This is a genomic window from Citrobacter sp. Cy070 (assembly GCF_030332245.1).
In the GTDB taxonomy this organism is placed as follows: domain Bacteria; phylum Pseudomonadota; class Gammaproteobacteria; order Enterobacterales; family Enterobacteriaceae; genus Citrobacter; species Citrobacter youngae.
This window is the reverse complement of the sequence record NZ_JAOWIG010000056.1, coordinates 1-2424: the sequence shown is the minus strand read 5'-3', so window position 1 is coordinate 2424 and position 2424 is coordinate 1. Positions and strand designations below refer to the sequence as shown.

3 protein-coding genes and 1 pseudogene are annotated in these 2424 nt (G+C 45.0%); 2 read left to right on the top strand and 2 right to left on the bottom strand.

Annotation, left to right across the window (positions count from 1 at the left end; genetic code table 11):
• Nucleotides 1–197: 197 nt before the first annotated feature.
• The gene (locus OGY19_RS08920; RefSeq protein ID WP_225623106.1) at nucleotides 198–977 is read left to right on the top strand and encodes a DsbA family protein; all 780 of its coding nucleotides are present in this window, start codon (nucleotides 198–200) and stop codon (nucleotides 975–977) included.
• A 46-nt stretch (nucleotides 978–1023) separates the two neighbouring features.
• Here OGY19_RS08920 and OGY19_RS08915 read toward each other — a convergent pair whose 3' ends face one another.
• Nucleotides 1024–1092 (bottom strand): DUF4113 domain-containing protein, encoded by a 69-nt coding sequence (locus tag OGY19_RS08915; protein WP_228636870.1) that lies wholly within the window; start codon nucleotides 1090–1092, stop codon nucleotides 1024–1026.
• A gap of 459 nt (nucleotides 1093–1551) precedes the next feature.
• On the opposite strand from OGY19_RS08915, the gene OGY19_RS08910 reads away from it, so the two are divergent.
• Nucleotides 1552–1773: a hypothetical protein gene (locus OGY19_RS08910; RefSeq protein ID WP_001124949.1), complete on the top strand. Its 222-nt coding sequence runs from the start codon at nucleotides 1552–1554 to the stop codon at nucleotides 1771–1773.
• 294 nt (nucleotides 1774–2067) lie between these two features.
• Here the strand turns inward: OGY19_RS08910 and OGY19_RS08905 are convergent.
• Nucleotides 2068–2424: pseudogene (locus OGY19_RS08905) on the bottom strand (IS1-like element IS1B family transposase); the annotation flags it as partial.

Below are 2424 nucleotides of genomic sequence, written 5' to 3'. Positions count from 1 at the left end.
CAGCTGATAGAAACAGAAGCCACTGGAGCACCTCAAAAACACCATCATACACTAAATCAGTAAGTTGGCAGCATCACCAAGGTTCTTTAACGAATAATTCCGATGTGTTGTGACAGTATAATCGAACGTAGATTGATAACTAACAAGTTAAAATGCTTAAAGGTGGCTATGACTAAATTAAATTATTTAAACCCGTGGTGTCTGTTTTAATTTCTGCGGTGATTGCAGCGGCTGGCTCTGTATATATCACGTCGAAATATTTTAAAACTGAGCTCCCCGGTAACGATGAAATAGGAAGAGTCGCGGCTACCTATCTGGTAAAAAAACCCCAGTATCTGCTTGAAGCGGGTAAGGCGCTTGAGAACCTGAACACTAACGCCTCCCTTGAGCGGATCATCCCTTACGCCCCGGCTCTCTTCGAGACCAAAGAGACACCTAACATTGGACCTGATAATGCTGCCGTCGCCGTCGTCGAGTTTTTCGACTACCAGTGCCATTTCTGTATGAAGGTAGCGCCGGTCGTTGAATCCGTGTTGAGCCAGAGCAGCGATGTTAAATTCTTCTTTAAAGAATTTCCAATCTTCGCTGGTTCGAAACCCGTTTCTGCGATGGGGGCGGCAACTGGCCTGCATGTTTATCAGACATTCGGCGCTGAAGCGTATCGTAAGTACCACAACAACCTGATGACCAGTGCGTATGTATTCTTCAATAACCAGCGTGAGTTTACACTCAGTGATTTAGACATGGTTGTGAACAAATCCGGGTTCAACAGCTCATTCGGCGACCGTGAGAAAGGCCGCTATGAGAATGTCATCTCCGGAAACATGCAGTTGGGTGAAGCTCTCGGGATCAACGGAACGCCAGGGTTCATTATCATGAACATGCAAAAACCCGACGCTGCAACGACATCATTCATCCCGGGCGCTGTTGACGAGGCCACCCTGAAATATGCAATCCAGAAGGCTCGTGGTGGCTAAAGTTACTTTTGTTTCCGGAAATTATCGGTTAACAGCGACATGGATGTCAGGTTTTTATGAAAAGTAGCACGTTCCAGCGACTAGTATATCGTGGAGACAGCCTGGACTGATTCATCATGGAATCCTGCTGATCCCTTCGATAACCAGAAACAGTTCTTTGTTAAACCTGTCCATCACTTTCATCAGTGTTTCGCTGATGCGCCTGGTGGGCTGCTCATCAAACAGCGATGGCAGGTCTGATGCATCGGTTATTGAAGAGGGTATCACTACTGCCTTTACGATCCATTTCAACCCGATTGCATTTCGTAATATCCGCACATCACTTTCATAAAACTCGCAGGCGTGATGATTCCGTAAGCGGATAGCTGGTCACTGATTTTTGCACAATGCGTGTAGACGAATATGCATAGTTTTGGTTATCGAAACATAGGACCGCTGGTGGATGACCACACATCAGAGATGCTTCTGCTAAGAAGGGCCTACCACGAAAAACTCGGAAAATGTGTTGCAATGATAGTTGTTTATGTTAAAAAGACGGCCTGCACTTAAGTTAAATTCGTTGTCTGGTACTGTAATGCCCAAAAAAAACCTGTATTCGGAAGAAGTATTGTTTGCCAAAAAGCAGCTAAATCAGCTCTCTACAATCAAAAATAAAGTTTCACAGCTGACGAGGCAATGGGAGGGGGCAATTGGTACCAACCCACCTGACTATTCTGACTTGGTTAATGATGTAGAAAAAATAGAGCGTCAAATTTATGAGCAAATAGGTGCTTGGAAAAAAACTCCAGCAATATAGGATTGAGTGGAATTTCATTCTGATAAGCTAATAATATTAAAGACGGGGTTATGTATAATTTCTTTGTATGGTTATAAAGGTATACAGAACATAGCCTTCTAACAATTTAAAGTTGCTCGTAAATTAGTTTTAACTACCAATAATCACGTGCATCAGTATAGGTTTAGAGCATGAAGAATAGCCGGATTGCTCTATAACCTATGCCATTATTAAGATAGCAGGACACCGATTAAGATACCTCCATGAGAACTACAGTAAACCCTCTGTAAATGCGAGGTGGGTAATGACTCTAACTTATTGATAGTGTTTTATGTTCAGATAATGCCCGATGACTTTGTCATGCAGCTCCACCGATTTTGAGAACGACAGCGACTTCCGTCCCAGCCGTGCCAGGTGCTGCCTCAGATTCAGGTTATGCCGCTCAATTCGCTGCGTATATCGCTTGCTGATTACGTGCAGCTTTCCCTTCAGGCGGGATTCATACAGCGGCCAGCCATCCGTCATCCATATCACCACGTCAAAGGGTGACAGCAGGCTCATAAGACGCCCCAGCGTCGCCATAGTGCGTTCACCGAATACGTGCGCAACAACCGTCTTCCGGAGCCTGTCATACGCGTAAAACAGCCAGCGCTGGCGCGATTTAGCCCCGAC